This is a genomic window from Roseivirga sp. 4D4, from assembly GCF_001747095.1.
Lineage (GTDB): Bacteria > Bacteroidota > Bacteroidia > Cytophagales > Cyclobacteriaceae > Roseivirga.
The window spans coordinates 1784433-1810553 of sequence record NZ_MDGP01000001.1 but is presented as its reverse complement, the minus strand read 5'-3'; the positions used below and the strand labels follow the sequence as shown (position 1 = coordinate 1810553).

Below are 26121 nucleotides of genomic sequence, written 5' to 3'. Positions count from 1 at the left end.
GCGCTGATTGCCTAACCAATTTACCGATAATTCTGATTAGCTAAGCATGTACTGCTAAGTCGGTGTGCTTGCTTCCCAAATGCTCGCAATCCAAGAGTGCTTGCGTACTTCTAAAAGGAACTGGCGTCTTTTTGTATTTGAATACGTCTTCCAGTGTGGTAGTGTAATTATTATCGCCCATGCTCATATCGACATCTTGCATGGTCATTTGGCAAGGATGTTCGTAACCGGCAGCATGCGATATTTCTAGGATTTCTTTCCTGAGCGTCCGAGCATAGCTGGCAAAGCGTTCCGACTTTAGGGTGGGGTCAATGCCATTTTGAAGCCATTTCTTTTGTGTGGCAACTCCTGCAGGGCAGTTATTGGTATGACATACCTGGGCCTGAATACAGCCGATAGACAACATTGCCTCTCGCGCCACATTGATGAGGTCAGCTCCCATCGAAAAAGCCATTAATGAATTGGAAGGGAAACCTAATTTTCCAGAAGCTATGAATACCACACGATCCGTGAGTCCTTTTTTCTCAAAGATTTTGTAGACAGCCGCAAATGCATAAACCCATGGCAAGGCCACATGATTAGCAAAAGCTGGAGGTGCGGCACCTGTTCCTCCCTCGCCACCGTCAATGGTTATGAAATCAGGCCCTTTTCCAGTTTTGAGCATGAGATCGGTCAATTCTTCCCACATTTCGAGCTTACCCACGGCAGACTTAAAGCCAACGGGCAAACCTGTGTGATCAGCTATATCTTCAATAAATCTGAGCATTTCAGGAATATTTGAAAAGGCCGTGTGACTGGCAGGCGACAGTACATCTTCGCCTAATTTCACATGTCTGATTTCAGCAATTTCTTTGGTGATTTTGGAAGCTGGTAGAACGCCACCTTTTCCAGGTTTGGCACCCTGAGAGAGCTTTATCTCTATGGCTCGGACTTGTGGAAAATCCTGGGTTAACTTGATCATTTTATCCATAGAGAAATTGCCCTCGTCATCACGAACGCCAAAGTAGCCCGTGCCGAAATGAAAAACGATATCCGATCCGTGTTGATGATGTTTGGATAAGGATCCTTCGCCTGTATTGTGATAGCAACCGGATAGGGCAGCACCTTTGTTTAAAGATTCTACCGCCTTAGCCGAAAGAGACCCATAACTCATCGCAGAAATATTGACAATGGATTTCGGACGATAGGGCCTTTTGCGCTGATTAAACTCGCCCATTACTTTTGCACAGGGCAAAAGGTTTTTATCCTCTAAGTTGGGGTGTCCCTCTTCCAATTTATGGGGAATCATGGCCGGATTGATGAAAATAAAGCCAGGTGCACTTTGGTCTTGATCCGTTCCAAACCCTTGATAATTATTTTGTCTCTTAGATGAGGCATAGACCCAAGATCGTTGACTTCGGTTAAAAGGAAGTTCCTCTCTATTATTAGCGACTATATATTGTCTGAGTTCAGGCCCGATTTTTTCGAGTAGATATCTCAGGTGACCGACTAAAGGGTAGTTGTGACTAATAGCATGCCTTTTTTGAAGGACATCGCGAATTACAACGAGGAGTAGGCCAAAAAGAACCCAAGCCCACCAAGGGATTGCTGAAACTGTTTCCATGATTTGTTAATCTAAGGTCTAGAGAATACTCAATTGTGAAGTTTGAACTCAATATAAAGCATTCACATACTAATACCTTTATTTTAAAGTAAAGGCTGCTCACTATACAAACAGGTAAACTCTACTAGGAAACTGATTAGTTATTATAAGGACTCAAAGTTTTTTTGATTTCCCTTAAATCCATGATTTGAATGCCAAGGATTGAGATAATGCAATAAGCTGTGAAATAGTAGAAGCCAACAAATATTTCGGCCGAAATACTCTCTTCAGAAGCCGTTGCCAGATAGGCCAGGAATACACCTACCACAAAGACATCAGCCATGGACCACTTACCGATCGCTGCAACGAATCTATATAGGTGTTTTCTAAATCGCCATTTTTTAGCCGCCAGGACGATAAGTAGCAATACGGCCTTAAGCACTGGGATGACCACAGAGAAAATCAGAATGAGTGTAGCCACCAGATTATTATCGAAGTCGTAAAGTGATCGGATCGCTTCAATTACACTTTGTGTACGTTCAAACAATTCAAAATCACCTATGAGTGGAATCTTTGCTGCAATGCGTATGCTTAGCATCGGTTCGGTCAAGCCAGGGTAGAGGCAAAGCAATGAGGCAATGATTAATACAAAGGCAATGATGTTTCTAACGTTCATAAAGTCTAATTCAATAAGCTATTGACGTACCAACGTGGTAAAAAGTAACGTGAAAATATAAAAAAGTCATTACCCTAAGGCTTCTCTACACGTCATTCCGAACTTGATTCGGAATCTATTCAGTTTGTTACCAATTTTCCGAAGACCCTGAAATGAATTCAGGGTGACGATTTTTCCTTAGGGTAATGATTATCAATGGCCAGTGCCGAATGAGCACCAATCTTGTAAATCTGTTCCGATCGGTGAACCGTCAGGAGGCGTCAATGCTCTTTGTATCTGAAGGTCTCCTGGATCATCAAAAAACCTTGTAATTAGGTTGGTGATGTACATCCTGTGAGCCTCATCCGCAGTTCCATCATTGTTTGCTTTATCCATACGTTTGGCAATGGTCTTCAAACCTAGCATAGCTTCAGCTCTAGCTTGAGAAGAAGCACTGTTGCTGTTATAAAGATTCATGAGTGCATTTACTAATTGCTTTTCGGTAGCACGTTTTAACTCTAGGTAGTAATAGTTGCTGTAGGTCCTGCCAGAAATGTCATTTAATACCTTATTGATAACATCCGTGAGGCCCATTTGACTCTGGTCAAGTGCTTTTTGCTGTACTAGTCTTGTCGCTCTTTGTGAGTTGAAGATGTAACTCATAACTGCACCCGCGACAGTTTCACCAGGCGCAATTGGATCAAAGTTCAATCCTGTTCTTACTTTAAAGGTTTCTCTTGACCTGCCATTTCCCGGAGGGCGTGGAGGTATCATAGCAATAATGTGATCAGGGAATGCAAGATTTCTTGGGTTGACTACGTTAAGAAGTGCATCGAGGGCAGCATCTTGCTCAGCTCTAGGTACAGTACGTTGTTCAGGCTGTGAATCGCCTCTTAACTTATAGTTATAATAGGTGCCACCAATTACTTTTACAGCGCCTTCTAGCTGATAGCGATGAATCATATACATGGGTACTAAGACTTCTTCTAGCTTAGCCATTGGCACGCCAACAGGGATGTTCTTCTCAGAGAAGTCACCCAATACTTTCTCTCTCACTTTCATCAAATGATTCAGTTGATCCACAGGGTTCTTTCCATTGTCCCACAGGTGGGCTTCAGGATGACTACTGCCGATAGGCCTAGAGTCGGCATCAGTAATAAAGTACAGTTGATTTTTGATTTGATCTTCGATGAGTTTGTTAAGTGCTTCATCTTCATTCACCCTGTCAGGAAAATCTTGGTAACCCCAAGTCACAGCGGCCTTATCCCACTCACCAATACCAACATCATAGGCATTGTCCAATGAGATTTGATCGTTTTTCAAGTCTATTCTTGGGTGAGGATAATCCATAACCGAAGCCCTGTCGTTTACGCTGGAAGCATAATTGTGCATGAGTCCAATTGTATGGCCTACCTCATGTGCAGAAAGTTGTCTGAGTCGTGCTAAGGCCATTTTCAATAGTTCTGGATCAGGAGTTGTACCATTTTCATAGGGCGTCAAAAGACCTTGCGCAATCAGGAAATCCTGACGAACCCTTAATGATCCCAAACTCACATGACCTTTAATGATTTCACCCGTTCGAGGGTCTGTCACTGACGATCCATAAGACCATCCGCGAGTCGATCGGTGCACCCATTGGATTACATTATAGCGTACATCTAACGGATCAGCACCTTCCGGCATCTCTTCAACGATGAATGCATTTCTGTACCCCGCTGCTTCATAAGCTTGGTTCCACCAGCGTGCACCCTCAATCAATGCTGATTTGATTGGTTCTGGTGCACCTCGATCCACATAATAGCGAATGGGTTCTACAGGGTCGCTCATTCTGGCTCCAGGATTCTTCTTTTCTAACCTATGTCTTCGGATGTATTGCTTGACAATGTTTTCTTGAATAGGAGTGGCGTAGTCCATATAACGAATTGAACCATAACCTGATCGGGGATCTGCTTTTCTCGTTTGATAATTATCGTCCGGCAACTCTATAAAAGAGTGGTGCATTCTCACCGTCACAGCGCTTGAGGTAGGTGTTACACTTCGGATAAACCGACCTGTAGGTGTACCTGCAAAAGTTATTGTTGCTTCGAATTCGGAGTTCTTCGGGAAGTTTTTGAGCATAGGAGGGTAGACGGCCGATCGATTGGCATCCATGCGATAGCTTCCCTGACTTCTCAAACGACCTGCCACTCCGTGCGCATCGCTAAGCAGCATGGGAGTAATATCAATTAAAATCTTTCCATCACTTTCTCCGGCAATTTTAAAGCCTTGCAACACTGACTCAGCGAAGGCTTCTTTCACAGCCCTTACTTCATCTGCATTGTCAGAAATGGCCCTGTAGGAATAGTTCGGCTGAACAAGCATTACTTTCGGCCCAACGCGTCTGAATTCCACTATACGCGTACTTCCTAGTTGACCTCTATCTAGACCAATATCATTTGAACCGATACCTGCGGAAAGGGAGTTGACATATAAGAATTCAGAATCGAGGTTCTCGATTTCAAGCCAGACTTTGCCACCTTTTTCATCCCAGTAGTAATCAAAGTAGCCTTCCTTTTTGGTCATGCCTTTTGTCAGCTCAGCGATTGTCTTCTGAGCGAAGGACACTGTGGTAAAAAGGCAAAGCAGTATTGCGATAAGTGATTTTTTCAGCATTTCTTTTTCAGGTTAAAATTTATCCGATGCCATCAATATAAGAAGTCTTTGCAAACACAACCATACAATTATATTTGTGAGGTTACTAAATCAAAATTTAGACTTATGTTTTCGAGAAAATCCCTTTTGATGCTGAGCCTCATGTGTTTAGTGTCTCTGGCTTTTGCACAAAAAAAGCCACTTACACACGATGTTTATGATGATTGGAAGAGTCTGGCATCCGTCAGCATTAGCAATGATGGTGTTTGGGCTGGTTATCGTATCAATCCACAAGTGGGCGATGCCGTATTAGAACTAAAAAACCTCAATACCAATGAGACAATCTCCGTTGATAGGGTTTCAAGGTATTCTTTTTCCTCCAATGGCCTGTATGTTGCTGCCGAGATCAAGCCAGCATACCTGGAAACACGAGAGTTGAAGTTAAAGAAAACGGCTGCTTCTAAGATGCCAAAGGACTCTCTTTATATTATCAACCTCAACTCTGGTGATATCAAGAAAGTAGCCCGTGTAAAAAGCTACCAGCTACCGAGCGAGTCGGAAGAGTGGATGGCATGGATTCATGAGAAGCCATTGAAAAGTGCTAAGAAAAAGACTGCTAAGAAAGATGATGATAAGGAAAAAGAGGAGCCTGTCGTAGAGGGTAAGAAAAAGAAGAGAAGAAATAAGAAGAAAGAAGCTCCTAAGGAGGAAGAGAAAAAGGAACCAGAAGCTCCTAAAGATCCTCGTGCTAAGTCTAAAGGCACTGAATTAGTACTCTACAACTTGAAAACAGGTGAGTCAAAGAGCATTACTGGCGTAATGGAATATAAGTTGACCGATAAAGGCAATCACTTATTCTTTGAATATGATAAGGTAGACTCCTTGAATCCTTCTGGTATTCATGCCATGAATACAGCAACGGGTGCTTTAGTAACCTTGAATGAAGGAATGACGGACTACAAGAAGATGTCTACTGATGAAGCAGGAAACCAAATTGCCTTCTTTGCTTCTGCCAATGAAAAAGATGATGACCACAAATATTTCAGCCTGATGCACTGGAGCGCAGGCAATGCCAGCGCGAGTATTGTGGCAGATACAACTTCCGCGGGTATTCCAGAAAACTGGATGGTAAGTGGTAATAGTAATATCAGGTTCTCTGAATCTGGCGAACGACTTTACTTTGGTACCGCTCCAAGGCCTTTTGAATATGCTTATGAAGCAGATACCACCTTGTTGAAGGATGATCGTCCAGATGTTGATGTTTGGTCTTATAACGATCCTTATATCCAGCCCATGCAGAAGCTTCAGGCGGGTAGAGAGAAGAATAGATCCTATGATGTAGTGCTTAACACCAAAACTGGCAAGCTTGTGCAGTTGGCTGGTCCAGATTTGGAATCTATTACCATTGATTATAGAAGCGATCGCGATTTTGTTTTGGCAATGAACGATCAGCCCTACCGTACTCAAATGACTTGGGATACCCAGCTACCTAGAGATTTTTACAAAGTTAGCACTGAGACTGGTGAGGCAGAGTTGTTGATTAAAGGAGCGAAAGGCTTTCCTTCATTGTCTCCTGGAGGAAACTACCTGACTTGGCACAATCCTGAGGATGGCGATTATTACATGATGTCAGTGGCTACAGGAGATATCAAAAACTTGACTGCTGGAATGAGTGTTTCCTTCTCAAATGAATTGCACGACTCACCATCACTTGCCAGACAATATGGTGGTCCAGGATGGGCCGATGACGATGCGGCTTTCTTCCTATATGATCGCTACGATATCTGGAGGTTCGATCCTAAGGGAGGCGATCCAGTGAACGTGACCAATGGCTATGGTCGTGAGAATAAGATTACAATGCGATATCAGCGTTTGGATCGCGAAGCAAGAACAATTGCTACCGATGGTCCTGCCACACTTAGTGCTTTCAACGAGTGGACAAAAGCATCTGGTTTTGTTACTGCAGACATGATGGGTTCTGCCAACCCGAAAATGGTTGTGATGGAAGATATGAGTATCTATGGTCTGATTAAAGCTAAAGATGCCGATCGTGTGCTAGTCAGAAAGTCAACCTATGAGGAATACGGTGAGCTGTATGCTGCGAACAGTGTTGATATGTCTGGCCTCAAGAAACTTAGTGATGTGGGTGCTCAGGAAGATCCGTACAACTGGGGTACTGCCGAGTTGATCGAGTTCGATAATACCTATGACGGTGAAACCATGCAGGCGATACTTTACAAGCCTGAGAACTTCGATCCAAATAAGAAGTATCCAATGATTGTGTACTTCTATGAGCGTAGATCAAATTCTTTGCATAGTCACCCAAGTCCGGCACCGAGTGCCAGTACTGTGAACATCCCTTACTATGTGAGCAATGACTATTTGTTACTTGTTCCGGATATCAAGTATGAATTGGGTCATCCTGGAAGAAGTGCCATGAATCACGTGGTACCTGCCACTAAGGCTGTTATGGCCATGGGTTTTGTGGATGAAGATAATATGGCCATTCAAGGTCAAAGCTGGGGTGGATATCAGGTAGCACATATGGTGACCAGAACTAACCTTTACAAAGCTGCAGGTGCAGGTGCTCCTGTTGTAAATATGACTTCTGCCTATGGTGGTGTAAGATGGGGCAGTGGCATGAGCCGTATGTTCCAGTATGAAAAAACACAAAGTAGATTAGGAGCTACACTTTGGGATAGACCTGATCTTTACATTGAGAACTCTCCATTGTTCAAAGTACCGGATATTGAAACCCCACTTTTCATTATGCATAACGATGCTGATGGAGCCGTACCTTGGTATCAGGGTATTGAATTCTATATGTCGCTGAGAAGGCTTCAAAAACCAGCTTGGATGGTTTCGTATAACGATGAGGCACACAACCTGAGAAGACGTAAGAATCGTAAAGACCTTTCTATCAGAATGGCTCAATTCTTCAACCATTACCTTAAGGGAGAACCAATGCCAGAGTGGATGGCCTATGGTCTACCGGCTAAGCTAAAGGGTAGAACATTGCGCTATGACTTGATAGATGAGTCTAAGGAGAAAGTAGAAGAAGGCGAGAGCCTTAAGCTTGAGAAGACAAAAGGTGGACAGAACTAGTTTTCTTTAGAAGCTAGAAGCTAGAAGCTAGAAGCTAGAAGCTAGAAGCTAGAATTAAGAAAGTCAGGCTTAGAAATAGGTCTGGCTTTTTTGCTTATTCGGCTGGTGTTTATGCCACGAATGCATAAGAGAGAAATGACCAGATTTAGAAGACAGATAAGTGGAAAGAACTCTCTAGAATTGTACTGGAAGATGTAGAAGTGAAATTGAAAACTAGTCTTTCTCGTCAAAGAACCACATATCGCATCGATCCTGATTCCATGACTTCAAATCCCTTTCATATTGATTTAGGAATAAGTCGATAGCGGCTGCTCCAACAATTTCTGCCTTATTGCCTTCTTTGATGGATGGTTGCCTATTTGACTCTTCAACTAGCAGGTGAGGCACGGTCATTCTTGCAAGCCTCGACTTCCAATTACTTAACTCTTTAGAACCCTCGGGATACTTTAATATGATCATGCCTCTGCAGCTTTATTTAGCTCTTCCAGTAGATCTGGGTGTTGTTTCACCAAGTCTTTCATCTGATCAATAGTAAACTTGGGCGTAATGTGCTGGGGGCAATTCCAGTCAAAGCCTTTGATATGGAAGACAATGATCCGTTCTACCTTGGCCTTGTAGCCTGGATCGGTTAGCATCTCCAAAAGATCAGGATTGTCTTTCGGTTCAAGAATCTCAGTCTCTGCCCAGATTTTGAGTCGTGTTCTGGTAGAGTAATCCATCAGGAATAACATGGCTTTCTTGGAAGTTTTCAAGTTTCCTGTACTGATATACTGCATATTTCCACCAAAGTCAGCATAAGCCAGGGCTTGTGCATCAATTACCTTTAGAAAGCCTGTCGGTCCGCCTCTAAATTGGACATATGGCCATCCTTTTTCTCCCACTGTTGACATATAGAATCCGTGCTGTTGGTCTATGAAGGTCGTTTCTCTGAAAGAAAGCTTGTACTGATCCTTTTCTTCCATTCGAGCATAGGATGCCCTGGATCCTCGGGCCTCTTGTTCTGCTTTTACACTATCCGTAAATGCGAAATTGGTAAAGTTCTTTGCCATGATAGAGTCTTATCAAACTTGTGATGATAAAACTCAATAGCCGAAAGAAAAATTCAATTATTCAATATGGATATCGTATTTATTGAGCAATCCAGGTAAACCGGATATGGAGAACATGGCTTTACTCACCTTATTCAAAGTTGGATCCAGGTTGTAATCTGAGGCGGTACGGAAATCTGCTTTGGTAAGGTTAGTGTTTTCAAAAATTGCTCCTAACAGGTCGCAGTCATTGAATTGAGCTTCAGTTAAGTCTGATTCTACAAAGTCTACCTCTTTGAGGCTACAACTTTGGAATAAAGTCCTTTTGAGCGAAAGCTGATAAAAAGAGGAGAGGTCAAGTTGACAATGCTCAAAGCACATTTCTAGTAAGAATGGGTTGCAATGATCGAAATGAAGCCCCAACAACTTACAGCTGTTAAAGCTTACGGTCTTAAAGCTGGTGGAAAGTATTTTTGCTGAGGTGAGGTCACAGTCTTTGAAGCTGCACTCTAGGAAACTAAGGTTAGAGAGATCAACGCCCGAAAAGCTACACCCGATGAAATTGCAGTATTCGTAATCAGCATGCTGAAATTTCTTTGCTGAAAAGTCTATTCCCTTGAACTCTTCGTCTTCAATTAATTCTTTCATTCAACCTGGTTCTTCAGTTTGATAGGAAGAAAGATAAATAATTCTGACTCAGGATTTTCAGGCCCCTGGTAGTCTTTAGGATAATGTTCAAAATGTTCTCGATTATCGATTTCATAGATAGAATTGGGTAGCCAGGTACTGTAGATGTATTCGAAGGTCATTTGTACATTACGTTTGCCACCTCGGTGACTAAATCGTGCGTAGGTGCCTCCTGAGAGTTCATAGGCCACCATATCTTCAGGTATTTCCTTAATAGCACTTACCTCTACAGTTGCCCATTTATCAACCATTGCGTTTGCTGAGAATTGAGTTGGGTCAAAGTCTTTATATCCACTGATCCCAAATCGACCATTATCTAGGCTGTTGTCAATTTCATGTAGCCTTCGCATAAATACCTGCCAAAGCACAGGGATGTTGTTCTGTACCGAAGAGGTTTGGCAGTGTATCCCTATAAGCTTACGCTGTGGTTCGGTAACTATGGTGGGTTCTAACGAAACATTCTGTTGAAGATGCTCGATTCTTTCTGCAGATAGGCTACTGCGTCTATGTGCCAATATGTTGACACCATTCTTGCGATATTCATTAGGGGTAAGTCCATAGACACCTTTAAAAGATCGTGTAAAAGACTCCTGTGAGTCGAACTGATAGTCGATAGCAATTTGGCCAATCTTATCAGGTGATTTGATTAGGTCGAATGCGGCCTGGGTTATCCTTCGTCTTCTGATGTAGTCACTAACTTTATCTCCTGTAGCTGATTTAAAGGCTCTGGAAAAGTGATACTTGGAAAGACATGCAGCATCTGCTACTGCTTCCAATGATAAAGGGTTTTGAAGGTTTGCCTCTATATAGGCAATCGACTTTTCAACACTAATGCGGTTCATGAGCTTTAATTATAAAGCAATGATAGGCTGATTTCATAAAAAATTTTTGATAGTTATTGCTGAATTGACAGCATTATCATTCATTTCTAGATTCTGCCTGTTTGCTCAGTTCAGTGTAACCAAATACCAGACTAGCCCCGCAAATCAACCCTAATAGATATTCACTTGGACCTTTTCCTGTCACAATAGCGTATACACCAGCACCCATTCCAAGAATACCAATGACTAAGAGGATATACTTTGTGTTTTTCATAGCTTTTAAATTATCGCATCTGGTCAAGCACCTTGGTACTCACCCAATAGATATCATTATAACTGGTATAAAAGAGGTATTTACCATCTTTCGTGACGAAAGGGCAATAATCTGGGCCTCTGGAGTTTATGGGCCTGCCAAGATTTTTAGAAGGGAGCCAATTCCCATCCTCATCTTTGAAACTGATGTATAGATCAATACCACCCGCACCATCTTCCCTTCCTCTGGAAGTGAAAATGAGGTAGGACTCGTCTGGAGCGATAAAAGCATCAGCTTCATAGGCCTCTGTATTAATAGCATCGCTTAGTCTAACTGGCTCTTCCCATCCGTCATCTGTTGCTTCTGCTCTGTAGATATCAAAGTTACTGTCTGAATCAGTCTCCTTGTTGGATGAAAAGTACATGCTACCGTCTTCTGAGAAGGAGATATAGTACTCGTTCTTATCTGAATTGATTTGAGGTCCAGCATTGATCGGTTCAGACCAGCCATCAGCCTCTTTTTCAATATACCAGATATCATAATTGGAAGGGACATCACGTTCGTCTCTGGGCTTTCTAGAAATAAAGAATAACCGCTGCTCATCATTGGAAAGGAATGGGTCGTTGAAACCGTAATCAGGATGTTTAAGGAGTAGTTCGAAAGGAGTCCACTGACCATTAACAGATTCACTGAAGTGGATCTCGTGACGAGCTGATGGTCCAGTTGCATAGTAGAAAGACTTACCATCTTTTGAGAAAACAGAGCCAAATTCAATGGTGTCACGTTTGGAAATCACGCCTGACATAAACATTTCAGGAATATTTCCAGGAGGTGTTTGTCCAAAATACTGATCATTTTCTGCACTACATGCACAAAGGATGAAAGTGAGTAAAAAGAGTTTTAACTTATTCATTGAGTGAGGTTTTGACCATTTACGGTAAAATTCAACCGTCTGTGGGATTATTAAAAATAAGACTTAAAACTCTAAACTTTGAAAACTGGGAATCGTTACATAAGTATCTTGATAGTAATACTATCATATAGATAAGTAAGACAATCAAGTGTGGGTACCGGAAGGTACGATCTTTGATTTGAAAAGTAGAGTTAGTTGTTGATGGATGAAGTGAAGATTTAATAAATCCTTTCGGATTACCCACACTATTTAATTGCTAGTTTTTAGTTGAACAGAAAGGGGGAGCTCAAGCTCCCCTTTTTGTTTTATTACCTCATATCATTCCTTGTTTTTGGACACAAGAATAATCACCATATTTCTAAATACCTGATAGTTCCATGGTTGATAGTTTAGCCCAAAGCAGGCCTTTATCTGTCAATTCATAGTTCTCCTTGAAATATGCTTCAGTCCAAATTGTTATGAGCTCTTGTGGTAAAAAGCCAGATGAAGGTGCAATCCAAAAAGAGACTAAAGACTCCGCATCTAGATTCTTTATTTGTGAAAGATTAGCCTGTTTATCATCTATATTCAATCGGTATTTTTCCTGATCATAATGCTTTTCAAGTTGGTCACTCTTGACCGATTTCTCTTTCCAGATACCTACTAGATATTTTCCCTCACCTGCTTCGCTTATGAGGACTTCTTTTTCACTTAGACTGAGTTGACCAAAGCTTTTTTCAACATATTGACCATTTCGATTTTTGAACCTAACAGTGAGAGGAATCAAATGAGCAAGTCTCTGATCTAAGTCTTTTTCCTTTTCCCTTACTGCTTGATTCTTCTCTTTTGCTTTTACCTCTTTGACTTTGGGTACTTCCTTTAAGTCTGCTTTTGGTTTAACCTTAATCACCGCGGGTTTTTCTTTCACACTTTGAGGCTTCCCCTTGCTTGGGACTTCCGCAGTTTCATAGACTTCTGGAACTTCTTCAATTTCAAAGACATCTGGTACCTCTTTAAGCTCCTTGACCTCCGGTATTTCTTTGATTTGAGGCTTGTTTTTTACTTTTTCTTTAGCTGATTTCTGCTCGGGTATTTCAATAATTATAGGCCTTTGATAATCAATCCATGAGCCTTTAGAATTCGGTAGTGTCTCATAATGTTCGCGAGTGACTATGTCAAGTTGAAATACATGCTTGCCGTAGTTTTTGGCATTTCTACCCAGTCTACTTTTGGTATAGTAGTAAAAGTCATTAGGAGAATAATCCTTTAGTCTACTGTTTTCAACGTTTTTCCCATTTAGCCAAACGCCATATTTCTCGGTATCAAAAAAGTCATCCAATATTTTTTGATCCATATAGCTAGGGGGTGGCGGGGGCAAGTAGAACTGTGGCTTAGCATCTGGGTTCTTAAATCTTTCCTTTTCAGCCTCGGATAGCTCATTGTATTGTTTTTCTATCTGTTGCCCATTTTCGTCATTAAACCTGACTCGCCTTCCTTTTAAAATCACCCCGAATTGTTTTATGCGCACGCCTTTTGTGGTGTCTTGGAGTTCGAATTTCAGCTTTGGCTTCAGATCCAGTGTAATGCTATCCAGAAAATTCGACTTTACCATTAGTTTTGCTTGAGTATCAAGCTTTACATTGGGCTCAAGTTTCGCATTAAGGTCAACGGCAACTTCTTGAGCAATAAGGCGTGTTTCTCCACCAATCCAGAAGGTGCCTGCTATGATACCAGCAGCTGCAATCTGCTTGATCATAGACTTAAATTTGTTTGTGTTTTTAGTCATCATATTTAATCGTTTTTTAGTAAAACCGTAATTGAGATTACTCGCAAAGGCAGGGGTCAGGGCTAGCTGCTTGCGTGTAATGTCAAGTAATATTTTTTGATACTCATAAGCTGAGCTTTGACGCTTCAAGACATGTTGATCTGCCAAAAACTCATGGTTGAGTTTGATCGCTTTCTTAATAAAGTAGATGAAGGGATTGAACCATAGCAAGCACTGAACAAACTCGATGTAGATGATATCGTAGCTATGCTTTTGTGTGATGTGATGCTTTTCATGCTCAATGATCTCATCCGGTAAATTGCCTTGTTCGTAACGCATCTTGTTCGTATACATTAGGTTTAAAAAGCTGAATGAAGCCCTTATATCTTCTCTCAAGACTATTTTTATTCCTTTGTCTGAAATAATATGTGCCTTGTCTTTTAGTCGGGTAATAGTAAGAAGATTGCGAGTGAACCTGATGAGTAGGATCGCTGTGATTAATGCATAAATGGCCCAAAGTACGGACTCCCAAGGGATACTGAAGGCAGTTTCGGGCTCGTGTGTAAGCTCGGTAAGAGGCGGTGCATAATTCAGTGACTCTATGCCGATCGGATTGTCATATGTCTGAACTTCTTGAGCGACTGGCACCTCGATGATTTTGGTTTTAACGACCGTCAGCGGCACTATCAATGCGATGGCAACTATGGCAAGTAGGAAAAAACGGTTAAAGCGAAAGAGCCTATCGTTTTGCAACACACCGTAGTAGAAAAGCAGCAGTAGGCCTGAACAACCAATAAACTTGAGTATATAGATCATCATTTCTTTCTCTTGTTTATCTGTGCCTCAACTATTTTTTGAAGTTCCTCTAGTTCGGCATCAGTCAGGTTCTTTTCAGAAGCGAAAAATGATGCGAATTGAGATACTGAATCATTAAAGAAGTTTTTGATTACCCCGTTGAAGTGCTTTGAGAAGTATTCTTCTTTCTTAAGAATAGGGTAGTACTCTCTGACATTTCCATATTTCTTAAAACCAATGGCTCCTTTATCCTGGAGACGCTTCAACAGGGTGGCAACGGTAGTCGAGGCTGGCTTGGGGTCAGGGTAGGCTTCTATCAGATCCTTCATAAATGAAGGCCCTGCTTGCCATAGGTATTGCATCAACTGTTCTTCAGACTTGGGTAAGTTCATTCTACTTTTGTCAATTGTATTCTACAAATGTAGAAATACTGTTTAAAACTACAACGTTAGTTTTAAATTTTTTTAAAGAACTCTGTCTGTTGAAGTAATCAGCAGGCTGAAAAAAGCACTTAATCGTTAGACTGGGCCCGCTCAGCGGCAATTTTTTCTCTTTCGGTATTTATCCAGGTTTTGAGAGATGTAATCTGCTCTGTGTTGAGTCTGGCGTCACTGTGCATTCGGACATAACTGGGTAGGGGCATATGACCTTCTTCAACTTCCTCGATCATTTCTTCAAGTTTATGATCTCTTCGTCTGGCGGAGTAGGTGGCCCATTTTGAAAAATTCAGTTCATCTCGGCCATGTTCAATGTGCTCCGCGATCCGCCAACTCACCGGAGCCACACTGGCATACCAGGGATAACGCGGTTGGTCAGAGTGACAGTCATAGCATGCTGATTTCAGTAGGGAAGCTATGGGGCCTTCAATTTCGAGCGCATTGATGATATCATCATCGTTAGCAGGTTCACTAATCCGTTCCGGGCGTTTGATAAATTGTATTACAACGAGTGAGACTAAAACTGCTCCAAAGGTGTATTTAAGTGCTTTCTTCATGGCCCTGATTTGACTTTAATTTATGTAAACGAGAACAAACAAAAAAAGCTCGGTGACCAGCCGAGCTTTTTTTGTTTGTTGAAACGTCTTAATTAGACTTTTTCTTTGGACTTGTATGACCTATTACTTCTACTGGGTGATCCTCATGGTCAGGAGCAGTTTCATAGACGATGGCCTCTGGGAAACCCGAATGGGAGAAGCTTCCAGTACTTGCTTTTAAAGTGGTGATGTCAATCTCCTTTTTTAGCTGATCAATTGACTTTTGCCCTCTCGAGTAAGCTTCGATTTGGCTCTTGGTTACCTGGAGCCTGATTGCCTTAGGTAGTTTAGTTTTTCTAAAGGCAGACCCTAGGTTAAGGTTTAGTATAACAACCTCATCGCTTTTTACGCTTCTTAAGGTACGTCCGTAAGTCACTAAACTTTCTTTTACCAGCTCAATCAGGTCATCAAAATTTTCTTCTACTTTCTTGTTGGCCTCTTCAACTTCCTTATTCTTTTCATCATTGCTCGATGCTCTTACACCTGTAACAGTTACCGCGTCTGCCGATAGAAATCTAACGCCACCACGAGCCCCTGTTAAGTTCATATCGAACATTAAGCCAAAACCTTCAAAATAGGTCCAGTTGGTTTTGCCGCTTCTACGGTAAATTCCGTCAAAGTTGGACTGGAATAGATCATCGAGAATTCCTGCCATAATTTTAGCATCCGGAACTGAATTTATTTCACTTTCTACATTACGTTGAACTATAGCAGAGTTCGCGGCCTGAAGGCTTGTTTTACCATTTAGGTAACTTGTAATGGTGGAGAAATCAATGGAAGAGACCATTCTCTTTTTATCTGTTTTACCACCACCATGATAAATTATATTGGAGCCTCCTTGAACAGTAACCCCATTTTGGCCTGATTTAGTTGGTCTCAACGTGGAGTAATTAACATTAAGCATTACTTTTTCTCCAGCTTTCAGATCACTTAGAATACTGCCATAGTTGACCAAGAAGTCTTTGGATAGTGACTTGATTTTGTCTTCTTTTTCCTTGTTCTTCTCATCTGCTGTTTGCTCGTCTTTTGCTTCCTTTGAAACATTTTGTGAGGCTATAATTTCTTCAGCAAAAATCACATCATAACTGCTTCTGCTAGCCGATCCAAAATTAAAGATTACTCCTTTGCCGGGTACATAAATTCCTTTGGCACCTCTACTGGCAGAGTAAAAACGGTTTCCTTGGCTGAATAAATCATTGAGCACATTTTGCAAGATGATAATATCCCTCTCCATTTTTGGCAGTTTGGCGATATCTTGAGTATTTCTGCTGTCGGATACCCCTGCCACTGTGTATGCATTTTGGGCAAGTGGACTCATATTAAGTGCAAATAGTGCGATGACTATCAAAGCCCATTTTCCTATTGTTGTTTGATTTTTCATAATTCTGATATTTCGATTTTAATCTTTTTCTACTGTAATTTTTTCTGCGAATTGGACAGCTCCAAGCTTACCTGTTTTTAAATCTTTTAAATCCTTCATATTCCATTTGGCAGTAATCAAGTAAGCTCTTTCACTGGCTTTGGGTGATGGGGGGATCACTTTACCGTTCTTCTTCAATTCTGAATCTTTGACTTCAAAAATTACCCTGAAGTCTTCGTTACCCTCCAAATTGGGTATGTAGCTATAAAAGTCTGTGACAAACTTTATGATCGCATCCAACAGACGCTGCTGCTGAAGTGAAATGATTTCTGGTGTATAGAAAGTATCCATCATTCCCTGATCACCGCTCCTGAAAACACCGCCTTGAGTATTCATTAGAATATCGGCATTCGGGGCATCTACTTTAAAGGTCACTCCTTGGCCTTTCTTGTATTCTGCTTCTGTGTTAGTGATTTTGTTGAGTAGCGGATCACCATCCCACTTTTTAAGAAAATTCTCTAAGGTCACTCTTGTTATTTCCATATCGCGCTGAACCGCATTGAAGGATTGAGCTCCAACGTTAATTGCGCATAGAAGTATTGCAAGAGTGAAAAGATATTTTGAGTATTTGACCATTGTTATTTGTTGTTTGAATTATTGGCAATCACGGTGTTCACCTTTTCTTCCAGATCTACCAGAGCATTTTCAAGTTGAAATTGCTTGTTGATTGTAGCATCTTCTAGTTCAGTGAAAGCTGCTTGAATGCCTCTTAAATCTTCGATGCGCTGGGATTCAATATTGTTTGAAAAGTTGACCACAATTTGTCTAAGGATATCACGATAGTCACCACTGAGTTTGTCATTTAATCCGACCATCTGTGTGATGAGGGCATCTTTTTCCCTTTCGAAAATTCCTTTAATAATTTCCTCATTATCGTTATTGGCCTGTAAGGCATCAATCTTTAGATTCAGACTGTCTTGACCCAACTTCATGTTGTCTTGCAGATAGGCCGCCATAGATGCGTTGTTTTCAAAGATCATATCTGATATCTCCTGTTCAGAGAGGCCTCTTTCAATCTCTCCATAACCAAGATAGAGTCCTTCATCATCATAGTTCACTTTAAAGCCCGTGGCCCAACCAAAAGTCAAGATGAGTAGTAGGGTAGCAGCAATCGCTACATACTTTCTCCAGTAGAGCCACTCTTCGTTTTTGGCAGGTTCCATAAACGCCAGCTGGCCTGGAAGTTCTTCGTCCTCTAGCTCGTTAAAGATCACCCTGGTGTCGCTCAACGCTTTGAGTTTTTGTTTCTCTTCAGGGTTCTCCTCTAGATAGGCTTCCACTAGGCCTGCCTGATCTGTGTCAAGCTCGCCATATAGGTAGGCCATTAATATCTCTTCGGTAGGTTTATACTTCATAATGCACCGTTTCTCTATTGATATTCCATTGATCGAGTAGTTTCTTAAGACTGCCCAATGCGTAGTAAAGTCTTGACTTTACTGTGTTTTCTGAGATGTCTACTATCTCAGCGATTTCACGAATCTTTAAGCCCTCATATTCTTTCATGATGACCACAATTCGTTGTTCTTCTGGTAATGTGGCCAAAGCTCTTTTCAGTAGGGACTTTAGTTCCTCATTGCCATAGACTTTTTCAGGGTTTTCACCTCTGGTTGCGCTCACCGAATTTTCGATCTGCACATTTTCCTGATTGTTTTGCACCTTCATAAAAGGGAAAACCCACCTTTTCTGCTGCTTTCTTACTTCTTCATGACAGTAATTGGCGGCTATTCTATAAATCCATGATTTAAACCGACCTTCTTCCTTCAGGGTCTTCAAGTTCTTATTCATAGAAATGAAGGTTTTTTGCGTCACCTCCATTGCCAGGTCGTAATCATTGAAGTATTTGTAAGCAAAGTTGTAGATCCGTTTTTGCCATTGTTTAATTAACTGATTCATGGCAATGACATCACCCGACTTGGCTGCTGTGACTAAGAAGTTGGTTTGTGGCATCAGGTCGATTTCCTTCATGGGTTTTCGTTCCGCCTTTATGATGACAGTGGCTTTGAAAAAGTTTGAAGGAATTTAAGAAAAAGATAAGAATCGCCTTTTATTGATCGAAAAGCTTGCAATTCTTCTGTTGTACATGGTCTTGAAGACCTAGACAGTACAATTAGGGAGTGTCCTAAACTGGTATTTAACGAATCACCCTTCTTTCGGCCATATCATACTTTCTGCCTTTTCGAAGTACGTGAAATCGTTCTTGGCCTGGTTGATTCTTTACAAACTGGTTTTTGGTTTGATCCCAGTGTGTTCCATCATAAATAAGGGTGAAACTTTGGCCAATCACTTCAAATTCATCGCCAGTCACCAGTATGGCGGTGTTTTCATCAATCGAGATGCCTAGTAAATCAGGGTAGACCTTCAGCACCTCAAACATATCGAATTGGCGATTTCGAGCTAATGTATGCTGATCGATCGCAATATTCTTCACAAAGCCAAAACCTTCTTCATGATCACCGACCATGATGGTGTTGGTTTTGCTATCGCCTCTGGCTAAGTAGGATCCTTGTATAGTGGCACCTGCAGAACTACCCGCTATGACACCCCCACGATCCAAAAGATCAAATAAATATTCCTGAACTTTTGTATTGAGATAGGAGTCAGCAAAGCGCCATTGTCTTCCCCCAGGCAGGTAAACACCTGTTGCTTCCTTTAAAACTCCCGCAAAGGCTTCTGTGTCCGCTTCTTCTGGGTCAGTGGTGTGGAGGATAGTCACTTTTGCGGCACCTCGTGCTTGCCAGGACTTGATCAAGCCTTCTTCTCTTTCTTTAGTGACTTCATAACCACCTGCCGTAGGTATCACCACAATATGTGACTCCTCTCCACCAGCGAGTTCCATGAATTTGGCATAAACGCCTGGGTCGCGCAATGCCCCTCCAGCAATGATCAAATGGCCCTTTTCAGGTCCGGTGGTTTGCTTTTGGGCACTAAGTCCCAGGCAGATAAAAACGGCAGTAATGCTTAGTAATATTCTCATTGCTTTACAATTTTAGCTACGTCATCTGCAAATAGTGCTACCCATTCTGAATACATCTTTCCCGAAGGGTGAAGTTTATCCTTAGCGATTAATTCGGGACGTTCCTTCGCCTCACGAGAAATGGGCGTGATGTTAAAGAATGGAATGCCATAAGACAGGGCAATGTGCTTTGCGATTCGGTTGTACTCATCGAGCTCTTTTGCGATCTGTTTTTCCTTTTTTGCACCAAATGGTGTTTTGCCGTAGTCTGGAATAGAGACTACAAAAACCTTTTTTGGATTGTTTCCTGCAAACTTGATAGCGGTATTGATCAGCTCTTCAAACTCTTTTTTATATTGAGCAATGGCTTTGCCCTGATATTGGTTATTCACACCAATTAATAAGGACACGAGGTCATAGTTTTCTAATAGCCCTTTGTCTTCCCTGATACCTTTTTGGAGATCATCGGTTCGCCAGCCTGTGGTTGCGATGATCTTAGGCTCGGCCATCTCAGTGCCTTGGTCATTGAGCGTTTTCACCAGTTGAACAGGCCATCTTTCAGATATATCTACACTTTCACCAATGGTGTAGGAATCGCCCAATGCGAGGTATGTCTTTTGTGCCATGATAGTCGTTGTTGAGAAGAGTAAGGCCAGCGCGAAAAGCAGTTTGAGCTTTTTGATCATAAGAAAATAAGTGTTTCTCTAATTTAGTCAGCTAACTCTCGTAAGTCAACTGGTACTACTCTGGAAACACCTTGTTCAATCATTGTGATTCCATAAATAATGTCTGTAGAGGCCATTGTTCTCTTATTGTGCGTCACAATAATGAACTGAGACTCCCCGGAGAATTTCTTAATGATGTTGTTGAACTTGTCAATATTCGCATCATCCAGTGGCGCATCCACCTCATCGAAAATACAGAAGGGAGCTGGTTTAAGTAGGTAAATAGCAAAGAGGAGAGAGGTGGCAGTCAAAGTCTTTTCTCCACCTGAAAGCTGGTTGATGGTCAAAGGCCTCTTACCTTTCGGCTTAGCCATGATTTCAATTCCTGACTCAAGAGGATTATTAGGGTCAACTAATCTCAGGTCGCAATCATCTTCCTCAGTAAAGAGTGATCTGAAAACCTTGATAAAGTTAGACTTGATGTTTTCGAATGCCTCAAGGAAAGTCTCTTTTGCAACGGTGTCAATTTCACTGATGGTTTCCAATAGGGACTCCTTAGCTGAAATCAAATCATCACGTTGTTCGGTAATGAAGGTATGTCTTTCCTTAATTTCGTCATAAGCTTCCATGGCCATCGGGTTGATTGGCCCTATCTTCTCTAACTTTTCCCGCAATTTCAATACGTTTCTCTCTAACTCATCGAGTGATTTCTCTGATGAGTTTTCTTCCTCATTAAGGAGTAGTTGATCAAGATCCACATTGAACTCTACTGAAAGTCTTTCTTTGACAGAACTTAGCTCCAGCTTTGTTTCATTCAATCTGTTTTGGAGTTCCATCATGAGGGTATCAGAGTGCTCCCTTTTGCGCTGGAGCTCGCGGAGTGTTTTGTCTGATACATCTATATCACCACGTTGCGCGTAATAGTCTTTTTCAGCTTCATTGACACCTTTTTCGATAGACTCCTTCTCATCGTACATTTCAATGAGTTCGTCATCGTTGGACTCGGTATTGGCAATGAGACGTTTGATCTCGGCTTCGTTATTACTTAGCTCAAGCTGATTCTTTTCAATCCGCTGCTTGCTACCTTCAAAGGCCGTTTCTTTAAAGCCAATTTCCTGATTCACAGAACTGACTCTGTTTTGCTTCTGATGGAAAAGGATATTTCGTTCATTAAAGGCCTGAGACTTCTCAGCTAACTTTTGGGACTCAGATTTCGCCTTTTCCTCTAGGGCTCCAATAACGCCCTCTACCTCAGCAAAAGATGCTTCTTCTTCGGATACGGTTGGAGTAAGCTGATCTAATGATGCACTGATTTTATCAATGTTAGCAACGATATCTTCTTTACGATTGGCCCTACTAGAGAGCATTTGAGCGAGTTGCTCTTTCTTGGTTTTGATAGAGATGAGCTCTTCATTAACCCGGTTGAAATCAGTCTGTAGCTGATCAATCTCTGACCGGAAGGTATCTGATTTTAAACGTGCTAATTCCTGTTGACGATGCTCAAGTTTTTCCTTGATATCAACGGATTTAGTTTCAAGTGACTTGATGTCTTTTTCCAGCTTTTCAAGGTTCTTTGCTCTACCAATCCGCTTTCCTTCAAAGAGTCCTACCGAACCGCCCGATACACTAAACTTACGCTTGGTATATTGCCCACTTTCGGTAATGAAAACAGCTGAATCATCCACAGGTATATCTCCAGGACCGCCATTAACGATGAAGACGTTTTCGAGAATGAAGCCTATTAGTTTTTTATACTTTGGCTCATATTCGACTATCTCAGTAGCGTGAACTGTGTTTTCAAAGAGCTTTGACTCCTTAGCTTCGTAGTGGTCAAAAGCATCGAGCACAAAGAAGTTTGCCTTTCCTTTTGATGCATCACTCAAAATATTCACCGCCTCAAACGCCTGACGTTCCGTGTCCACTATATAATAATTCATATAAGTTTCGAGATAGTTCTCGATGGTCACACGGTACTTTTCGTCACAGGTAATGATATCAGAAAGGAGAGGGGCCGACTTGTTCCAATTGGCTTTCTTTTTAAGAAACTTAATGGCTTCTGGAAAACCCTCTAAGTTTTCAACGAGTGACTTAGTAAGATTATACTCGTTTCTTTTTGAATCTAAGCTTCTACTTACACCGGTCAGTTCTTCTCTAATAATATCGATAGTTTCCGATGTTTGCTGAACGGCTTTGGTATGCTTTTCTTCAGCTGCCTTTCTATCGTCAAGCAGCTTCTTTTTCTCATCAAATTCCTTTTGTAGGCCTGAGAGCTTCTCATCAAACTGAGCAAGGGTTTCTGATTGCTCAGAAGTATCAGATTCTGTCTTGGCAAACTCAGTTTTCAAAGTCTCTAACTGAATCTCCTTTATCTCAATGTCTTTCTTGAGGGTGTAAAGTTTTTCTCGTTTGTCGGCAAAAGTTCGTCTCTTTTCCTCGTACTCATCCTGAGCCGATTGAGACATTGATTTTTGCTCTTGATAAATCTTCTCTAACGAACCTACTTCATTGGTAATGGATTGCAATTCCTTCTCGGCTTCATCAAGTTCTTTTCTCAGGCTTTCCAGGCTAAAAGCGGCTCGTTCATTGCTCTTGCGATCGGCCTCGATTTGTTCTCTGAGATTGTCGCTTTTGTCTTCTAAAAAGGTAAGTCGCTCGTTTTTGATTTTTCTATCACTTTCGAACTGCCTGATTTTATTGACATGTTCGTTTAAGGTGCGTTGACGTGAGGCGAGGAGCTTTTCTTTTGTAATGAGATCCGTTTTACCCTTTTCAATATTCGCTTCCTGATTGGCAATCATTTGACCGATTTCAATCTTACGGTCACCTTCTTGCTTTATCTCATTTTCCAGTTTTTTGAAGTTGTCAGTTTTCTCGGAGACCGCTCTTCTTGCCAGTTGAATACTATCAACTTTGTATTCCTCTTTGAGCTTGTAGTACTTTTCGGCCTGACGGGCTTGTTTTTCGAGAGACTTCAGGTTTTTCTCTATTTCGAAGAGTAGATCTTCTACACGATCGAGATCATCATCAGTATCCTTGAGTTTTCTAAGGGTCTCTTTCTTTCTCTTTTTGAATTTTGAGATACCCGCAGCTTCTTCAAAGAGGTCGCGCCTGGAGTCGTCCTTATCATTTAAAAGGTTGTCAACCATCTTTAACTCAATAATGGCATAGCTATTAGAGGCTATACCCGTATCCATAAAGAGGTTATTGATATCCTTTAGACGACAACTAATACCATTCAATAGATATTCACTTTCACCTGATCGGTAATAGCGTCTGGTAATGGTCACTTCTGTGTATTCGGTAGGGAGGAGGTTCTTTGTGTTTTTAAAGGAAAGCGAAACTTCAGCGAGTTGCGTTGGCTTTCTTTTCTTGGTACCATTAAAGATGATGTTCTCCATCTTTTCAGACCGGAGCATCCTCGTTTTTTGTTCTCCCAGAACCCAGCGAATGGAATCTACAACGTTGGATTTTCCACAACCATTGGGGCCAACAATGCCTGTAATACCTTCATCGAAATTGATTACTACCTTGTCTCCAAAGCTCTTAAATCCTTTTATTTCAAGTTTGGTAAGTTGCATTAACTAGAATCCGTAAAAAATAGGTATAGCTAGCAAAATTAGAATTAATTCTTAGATTTGCTAGTGTCATGGACTTCGACTTTAGCACCGCTCTTTATCTAATTCTTGGAATCATATATTTTATTTTTACTGGTGCTAAAAAGAAGAATCAGCAGGGTAAAAGTCAGCCGAAAAGAGGGCGACATTCTGACCCGGAAACGGTAGGCCCACCACCTGTCTCAAGGAAGCCTACTTTTGAAGAACTTCTGGAAGAATTTACTGGTCAAAGGACGATTCGTGAAGAACCTCAGTTGGAGCCTGTCCCGGAAGTTCCTGCACCCCCTGTCAAGGTTTATGATACACCTAAGCCAGCTCCAAAACCTGCTCTAAGAAAGATGGATAAGCCTATGGCTTCTTTTAAAGGGTATGAGATAGAGGAGGAAGTCGATCAAGAAGATTTCAGAGAGATGTTTTCAAGTCTTGATGATGCAAAGAAAGCCTTTGTGGCTTCTGAGGTTTTCAATCGAAAGTATTAAGATCTTTTTAATTCAATAGGAAGGACAATGTTCGTCTCTTGAACCTCGCCATCTTTAATACCTGGTGTCCATTTACCTGCTCTTGCAAGTGCATTTATAACTTGTCTCTCGTATTCCGCTCCAAGTCTCTGAGAAAAGCGAAGGTTCTCTAGAAGACCTTCTTTGTTTACAGTGAATTTTACTTCGACTTCACCGTTCAATTGATTCGCAATCACCTCACCAGGGTATGCGATATTTTCTTCGATAAACTCTTCCCAGTTTTTAGCCCCTTTGACTGGTGCTGGAGCAATATCAGATGCCCCAAAGGTGTTGTTTTCAATCTGGTAACCATTGATAGTCAAACCATCAGGCAAGGCAGCTTCGAAAGAGAAAATGAAGAACAATAATGCGATCAAAGGAAGAGGAATTAGCAATCTCAAGAAGTTTACCTTCTTGGTTTTAGCCAACATTTGAACTCTTTTGACTGTTTGATTTTTGCCAAAGTAACTTCCATATTCTAAGCCCATTTTACGGAACACCGTCTTTACCAATAGTCTGCTGTACACTTCTTTGCCTCTTTCTAGGGCGACTTTTCTATCGGCTAGATACTCATGGCTTTCTTCCAGCAATAGCTTGTATAGGTACATGAATGGGTTGAACCAGAAAAACACTTTTAACAACTCTATGAGCATGATATCGTAAGAGTGCTTCTCTTTAATATGGACCATTTCGTGATCCATAACCTGTTGCTTCTCCTCTTGCGTAAGAGAAACTGTATTGTCCCAAAACAAATACTTGAAGAATGAAAAAGTAGGCATGGAGCCATCCGTTTTTACGAGAAAGTAGTCTCCTTTTACTTTATACCGTGTTCTATGTCTCTTAAACCAAATGATTTCCTTAAACGACCTGATCTGCAGTAGCAATTTGGATAAGCCAATGACCACTCCACTCACATATAGCACTAATAGTGCTTCCCACCAGAGCAGGAATGGGCGTTCCGATTGCGCTGTTATGGTATAAGAGTAGGCTCTGTCTGCTTCAATTATTGGTTCACTCCCTACTTCATTACCCACCTGGTGTATAGAATTGAGTACGGCAGGAGTATTTGCAGGATTGTAATCGATCTCCAGTAATGGGAAAGAAACCGAGAATAATATTGCTGCCAACAAATAGAATCTATTGTATTGAAAGCTCTTTTCTTTCCTGAGTAGAAAGTAATATGCCAGATACAGTATAGCCAAGCAAGTAGCTGATTCAAGGGCATAAATGAGCGCGTCATTAAGCCTTTCTAATAGTTCTATGGTTGGATGCTTCCCCATTAGCTCTTATTCATCTTTGTCTTTCAAATTGTCTTCAACATGCTGCATTAATGATTCAAAATCATTGATGTCCATATCGTTTTCTTTGGCAAAAAATGAAACTAGCTTTTGAAATGATCCACCAAAATATCCACCGATGAAATTTTTCAGATAAAAGTTACTATAGGTCTTCTTGTCAATAATAGGGAAGTACTCATGGGTTTTTCCGTAGGCTTTGTAGCCTACAAATCCCTTTTTTTCAAGAATCCTGATGATTGTAGATACGGTATTGTATGCTGGCTTAGGTTCGGACATTTTTGCCAATACATCTTTGACAAACCCTTTTTCAATCTGCCATAAAATTTGCATTACCTGTTCCTCTGCCTTTGTCAATTCCTTCATAACTATTGTTTTGATACTATCAATCAATTATACAACTATCCAACTAGTTTTCAAACTAACCTGT

At 41.3% G+C, this 26121-nt stretch carries 23 protein-coding genes; 2 read left to right on the top strand and 21 right to left on the bottom strand.

The genetic code is table 11. From position 1 onward, the window contains the following. Positions 1 to 40 precede the first annotated feature (40 nt). From BFP97_RS07740 to BFP97_RS07730, 3 genes are all read right to left on the bottom strand, one after another. Positions 41 to 1603, bottom strand: a complete 1563-nt coding sequence (locus BFP97_RS07740; protein WP_069841871.1) for an FMN-binding glutamate synthase family protein — start codon at positions 1601 to 1603, stop codon at positions 41 to 43. A 136-nt stretch (positions 1604 to 1739) separates the two neighbouring features. Continuing rightward, positions 1740 to 2258, bottom strand: coding sequence for a paraquat-inducible protein A (locus BFP97_RS07735; protein ID WP_069841870.1), 519 nt, complete (start codon positions 2256 to 2258; stop codon positions 1740 to 1742). A gap of 192 nt (positions 2259 to 2450) precedes the next feature. Continuing rightward, a complete protein-coding gene (locus BFP97_RS07730) occupies positions 2451 to 4889 on the bottom strand; it encodes a zinc-dependent metalloprotease (RefSeq protein WP_069841869.1) in 2439 nt (812 codons plus the stop codon). Between the two features lie 105 nt (positions 4890 to 4994). On the opposite strand from BFP97_RS07730, the gene BFP97_RS07725 reads away from it, so the two are divergent. Continuing rightward, the gene (locus BFP97_RS07725) at positions 4995 to 7973 is read left to right on the top strand and encodes a S9 family peptidase (RefSeq protein WP_069841868.1); all 2979 of its coding nucleotides are present in this window, start codon (positions 4995 to 4997) and stop codon (positions 7971 to 7973) included. Between the two features lie 213 nt (positions 7974 to 8186). Here the strand turns inward: BFP97_RS07725 and BFP97_RS07720 are convergent, their stop codons facing one another. The 16 genes from BFP97_RS07720 to smc form a co-directional block, all read right to left on the bottom strand. Beyond that, the gene (locus tag BFP97_RS07720; RefSeq protein WP_069841867.1) at positions 8187 to 8432 is read right to left on the bottom strand and encodes a hypothetical protein; all 246 of its coding nucleotides are present in this window, start codon (positions 8430 to 8432) and stop codon (positions 8187 to 8189) included. Continuing rightward, positions 8429 to 9022 carry a pyridoxamine 5'-phosphate oxidase family protein gene (locus BFP97_RS07715; protein ID WP_069841866.1) on the bottom strand — a complete coding sequence of 198 codons (594 nt, stop codon included), beginning with the start codon at positions 9020 to 9022 and terminating at the stop codon, positions 8429 to 8431. Before BFP97_RS07715 ends, BFP97_RS07720 begins: the two co-directional genes overlap by 4 nt. A 57-nt stretch (positions 9023 to 9079) precedes the next feature. Beyond that, positions 9080 to 9649 (bottom strand): pentapeptide repeat-containing protein, encoded by a 570-nt coding sequence (locus tag BFP97_RS07710; protein WP_069841865.1) that lies wholly within the window; start codon positions 9647 to 9649, stop codon positions 9080 to 9082. Then, positions 9646 to 10530 (bottom strand): GyrI-like domain-containing protein, encoded by an 885-nt coding sequence (locus BFP97_RS07705; protein ID WP_069841864.1) that lies wholly within the window; start codon positions 10528 to 10530, stop codon positions 9646 to 9648. Before BFP97_RS07705 ends, BFP97_RS07710 begins: the two co-directional genes overlap by 4 nt. A 76-nt stretch (positions 10531 to 10606) precedes the next feature. Beyond that, positions 10607 to 10783, bottom strand: a complete 177-nt coding sequence (locus BFP97_RS20705; protein WP_170827427.1) for a hypothetical protein — start codon at positions 10781 to 10783, stop codon at positions 10607 to 10609. A 10-nt stretch (positions 10784 to 10793) separates the two neighbouring features. Then, positions 10794 to 11675 carry a PD40 domain-containing protein gene (locus tag BFP97_RS07700; RefSeq protein WP_069841863.1) on the bottom strand — a complete coding sequence of 294 codons (882 nt, stop codon included), beginning with the start codon at positions 11673 to 11675 and terminating at the stop codon, positions 10794 to 10796. A gap of 358 nt (positions 11676 to 12033) precedes the next feature. Further along, complete coding sequence (locus BFP97_RS07695) at positions 12034 to 14238, bottom strand: M56 family metallopeptidase (protein ID WP_069841862.1); 2205 nt, start codon at positions 14236 to 14238, stop codon at positions 12034 to 12036. Next, entirely contained in the window at positions 14235 to 14606 is a 372-nt protein-coding gene (locus BFP97_RS07690) for a BlaI/MecI/CopY family transcriptional regulator (RefSeq protein ID WP_069841861.1), read from the bottom strand. The genes BFP97_RS07695 and BFP97_RS07690 overlap by 4 nt, the downstream gene beginning before the upstream one ends. A 119-nt stretch (positions 14607 to 14725) precedes the next feature. After that, positions 14726 to 15208, bottom strand: coding sequence for a heme-binding domain-containing protein (locus BFP97_RS07685; protein WP_069841860.1), 483 nt, complete (start codon positions 15206 to 15208; stop codon positions 14726 to 14728). 88 nt (positions 15209 to 15296) lie between these two features. Beyond that, the gene (locus BFP97_RS07680; protein WP_069841859.1) at positions 15297 to 16628 is read right to left on the bottom strand and encodes a hypothetical protein; all 1332 of its coding nucleotides are present in this window, start codon (positions 16626 to 16628) and stop codon (positions 15297 to 15299) included. Positions 16629 to 16646: 18 nt separating this feature from the next. Continuing rightward, positions 16647 to 17150, bottom strand: a complete 504-nt coding sequence (locus BFP97_RS07675; RefSeq protein ID WP_221406594.1) for a hypothetical protein — start codon at positions 17148 to 17150, stop codon at positions 16647 to 16649. A 95-nt stretch (positions 17151 to 17245) separates the two neighbouring features. Next, entirely contained in the window at positions 17246 to 18022 is a 777-nt protein-coding gene (locus tag BFP97_RS07670) for an anti-sigma factor family protein (protein WP_069841857.1), read from the bottom strand. Beyond that, the gene (locus BFP97_RS07665; RefSeq protein ID WP_255399401.1) at positions 18012 to 18632 is read right to left on the bottom strand and encodes an RNA polymerase sigma factor; all 621 of its coding nucleotides are present in this window, start codon (positions 18630 to 18632) and stop codon (positions 18012 to 18014) included. Before BFP97_RS07665 ends, BFP97_RS07670 begins: the two co-directional genes overlap by 11 nt. A gap of 166 nt (positions 18633 to 18798) precedes the next feature. Beyond that, positions 18799 to 19641 carry a cyanophycinase gene (locus BFP97_RS07660; RefSeq protein ID WP_069841856.1) on the bottom strand — a complete coding sequence of 281 codons (843 nt, stop codon included), beginning with the start codon at positions 19639 to 19641 and terminating at the stop codon, positions 18799 to 18801. Then, on the bottom strand, positions 19638 to 20306 hold the full coding sequence (locus BFP97_RS07655) for an SGNH/GDSL hydrolase family protein (RefSeq protein WP_069841855.1): 669 nt from the start codon (positions 20304 to 20306) through the stop codon (positions 19638 to 19640). The genes BFP97_RS07660 and BFP97_RS07655 overlap by 4 nt, the downstream gene beginning before the upstream one ends. A 23-nt stretch (positions 20307 to 20329) precedes the next feature. Continuing rightward, complete coding sequence (gene smc / locus BFP97_RS07650) at positions 20330 to 23863, bottom strand: chromosome segregation protein SMC (protein WP_069841854.1); 3534 nt, start codon at positions 23861 to 23863, stop codon at positions 20330 to 20332. 68 nt (positions 23864 to 23931) lie between these two features. Between smc and BFP97_RS07645 the strand changes: the two genes are divergently transcribed. Next, a complete protein-coding gene (locus BFP97_RS07645) occupies positions 23932 to 24378 on the top strand; it encodes a hypothetical protein (protein ID WP_069841853.1) in 447 nt (148 codons plus the stop codon). Here BFP97_RS07645 and BFP97_RS07640 read toward each other — a convergent pair. Next, on the bottom strand, positions 24375 to 25676 hold the full coding sequence (locus BFP97_RS07640) for a M56 family metallopeptidase (protein ID WP_069841852.1): 1302 nt from the start codon (positions 25674 to 25676) through the stop codon (positions 24375 to 24377). The genes BFP97_RS07645 and BFP97_RS07640 overlap by 4 nt on opposite strands. Positions 25677 to 25682: 6 nt before the next feature. Continuing rightward, on the bottom strand, positions 25683 to 26057 hold the full coding sequence (locus BFP97_RS07635; protein ID WP_069841851.1) for a BlaI/MecI/CopY family transcriptional regulator: 375 nt from the start codon (positions 26055 to 26057) through the stop codon (positions 25683 to 25685). Positions 26058 to 26121 lie beyond the last annotated feature (64 nt).

Excerpts from the sequence above, each read along its gene's own strand:
- BFP97_RS07740 (WP_069841871.1), bottom strand. The coding sequence starts at position 1,603 with ATGGAAACAGTTTCAGCAATCCCTTGGTGGGCTTGGGTTCTTTTTGGC.
- BFP97_RS07640 (WP_069841852.1), bottom strand. The coding sequence starts at position 25,676 with ATGGGGAAGCATCCAACCATAGAACTATTAGAAAGGCTTAATGACGCG.
- BFP97_RS07700 (WP_069841863.1), bottom strand. The coding sequence starts at position 11,675 with ATGAATAAGTTAAAACTCTTTTTACTCACTTTCATCCTTTGTGCATGT.
- BFP97_RS07670 (WP_069841857.1), bottom strand. The coding sequence starts at position 18,022 with ATGAAGTATAAACCTACCGAAGAGATATTAATGGCCTACCTATATGGC.
- BFP97_RS07685 (WP_069841860.1), bottom strand. The coding sequence starts at position 15,208 with ATGAAGAAAGCACTTAAATACACCTTTGGAGCAGTTTTAGTCTCACTC.
- BFP97_RS07645 (WP_069841853.1), top strand. The coding sequence starts at position 23,932 with ATGGACTTCGACTTTAGCACCGCTCTTTATCTAATTCTTGGAATCATA.
- BFP97_RS07720 (WP_069841867.1), bottom strand. The coding sequence starts at position 8,432 with ATGATCATATTAAAGTATCCCGAGGGTTCTAAAGAGTTAAGTAATTGG.
- BFP97_RS07680 (WP_069841859.1), bottom strand. The coding sequence starts at position 16,628 with ATGAAAAATCAAACAACAATAGGAAAATGGGCTTTGATAGTCATCGCA.
- BFP97_RS07695 (WP_069841862.1), bottom strand. The coding sequence starts at position 14,238 with ATGATGATCTATATACTCAAGTTTATTGGTTGTTCAGGCCTACTGCTG.
- BFP97_RS07710 (WP_069841865.1), bottom strand. The coding sequence starts at position 9,649 with ATGAAAGAATTAATTGAAGACGAAGAGTTCAAGGGAATAGACTTTTCA.
- BFP97_RS07665 (WP_255399401.1), bottom strand. The coding sequence starts at position 18,632 with ATGAAGGAAATCGACCTGATGCCACAAACCAACTTCTTAGTCACAGCA.
- BFP97_RS07735 (WP_069841870.1), bottom strand. The coding sequence starts at position 2,258 with ATGAACGTTAGAAACATCATTGCCTTTGTATTAATCATTGCCTCATTG.
- BFP97_RS07725 (WP_069841868.1), top strand. The coding sequence starts at position 4,995 with ATGTTTTCGAGAAAATCCCTTTTGATGCTGAGCCTCATGTGTTTAGTG.
- BFP97_RS20705 (WP_170827427.1), bottom strand. The coding sequence starts at position 10,783 with ATGAAAAACACAAAGTATATCCTCTTAGTCATTGGTATTCTTGGAATG.
- BFP97_RS07690 (WP_069841861.1), bottom strand. The coding sequence starts at position 14,606 with ATGAACTTACCCAAGTCTGAAGAACAGTTGATGCAATACCTATGGCAA.
- BFP97_RS07635 (WP_069841851.1), bottom strand. The coding sequence starts at position 26,057 with ATGAAGGAATTGACAAAGGCAGAGGAACAGGTAATGCAAATTTTATGG.
- BFP97_RS07675 (WP_221406594.1), bottom strand. The coding sequence starts at position 17,150 with ATGGAAATAACAAGAGTGACCTTAGAGAATTTTCTTAAAAAGTGGGAT.
- BFP97_RS07730 (WP_069841869.1), bottom strand. The coding sequence starts at position 4,889 with ATGCTGAAAAAATCACTTATCGCAATACTGCTTTGCCTTTTTACCACA.
- BFP97_RS07715 (WP_069841866.1), bottom strand. The coding sequence starts at position 9,022 with ATGGCAAAGAACTTTACCAATTTCGCATTTACGGATAGTGTAAAAGCA.
- BFP97_RS07660 (WP_069841856.1), bottom strand. The coding sequence starts at position 19,641 with ATGAGAATATTACTAAGCATTACTGCCGTTTTTATCTGCCTGGGACTT.
- BFP97_RS07705 (WP_069841864.1), bottom strand. The coding sequence starts at position 10,530 with ATGAACCGCATTAGTGTTGAAAAGTCGATTGCCTATATAGAGGCAAAC.
- smc (WP_069841854.1), bottom strand. The coding sequence starts at position 23,863 with ATGCAACTTACCAAACTTGAAATAAAAGGATTTAAGAGCTTTGGAGAC.
- BFP97_RS07655 (WP_069841855.1), bottom strand. The coding sequence starts at position 20,306 with ATGATCAAAAAGCTCAAACTGCTTTTCGCGCTGGCCTTACTCTTCTCA.